Here is a 992-nt window from a genome sequence, read left to right on the forward strand (position 1 = left end):
TCTCCAGCAGAGCCACCGACTCCATGCCGAAGGTCTCCCGCACCCGCTCCAGGAGCGCGTCCAGACTGGTCTCGCCCCGGAGCACGCTGCCCGCGAGGAAGGAGAGGGTCTCCGACTCGGCGCGCAGCCGGGCCGCCTGGTGGGTGCGGCGGGCCGCCAGGTCCACCACCGAGGCCACGGAGATCGCCACGCACACGAAGACCACGATGGCGACGATGTTCCGGGAGTCGGTGATCGTCACGCGGTGGAAGGGCGGCGTGAAGTAGTAGTTGAGCAGGAACGAGCCGAACGCCGCCGACGCGAGCGCCGGAAGCAGCCCGCCGAGCAGCGCCGCGGCCACCGTCAGCGCGAGGAACAGCAGCATGTCGTTGGCGAGACCGAGGTTCGCGTCGACGTTCGTGAGGAGCAGCGTCAGGAGCGTGGGGCCCGCGATGCCGACGAGCCAGCCCCAGATGATGCGGAACCGGCCGAGCCGCGCCCCGCGCGTAACCGGCAGCCCCCGCCCCTTGGCGACCTCGTCGTGCGTGACGATGTGCACGTCCAGGTCGGGCCCCGACTCCCGGGCCACCGTCGCGCCCACGCCGGGCCCGAACATGTACTGCCAGACCTTGCGGCGCGAGGAGCCGAGGACGATCTGGGTGGCGTTCACGCCGCGTGCGAAGTCGAGCAGCGCCGCCGAGATGTCGTCGCCCACCACGTGGTGGAAGGTGCCGCCGAGGTCCTCGACGAGGGTGCGCTGGACGGCGAGTTCCTTGGGCGAGGCCGCGGTCAGGCCGTCGCTGCGGGCCACGTACACGGCGAGGACCTCGCCGCCCGCGCCCTTCTCCGCGAGCCGCGCGGCCCGCCGGATCAGCGTGCGCCCCTCGGGCCCGCCGGTCAGGCCGACGACGATCCGCTCGCGCGCCTGCCAGGTGGAGCGGATGTTGTGCTCGCCCCGGTACTGCTGGAGGTACTCGTCGACCCGGTCGGCGACCCACAGCAGCGCGAGCTCG

General features: G+C 72.7%; 1 protein-coding gene. It reads right to left on the reverse strand.

From position 1 onward, the window contains the following. Window positions 1-992: DUF4118 domain-containing protein (locus ACQB60_RS45725; protein ID WP_496932038.1), on the reverse strand; the 992-nt coding region annotated here is incomplete at both ends.

This window comes from Streptomyces odontotermitis (genome assembly GCF_050510915.1).
Lineage (GTDB): Bacteria > Actinomycetota > Actinomycetes > Streptomycetales > Streptomycetaceae > Streptomyces.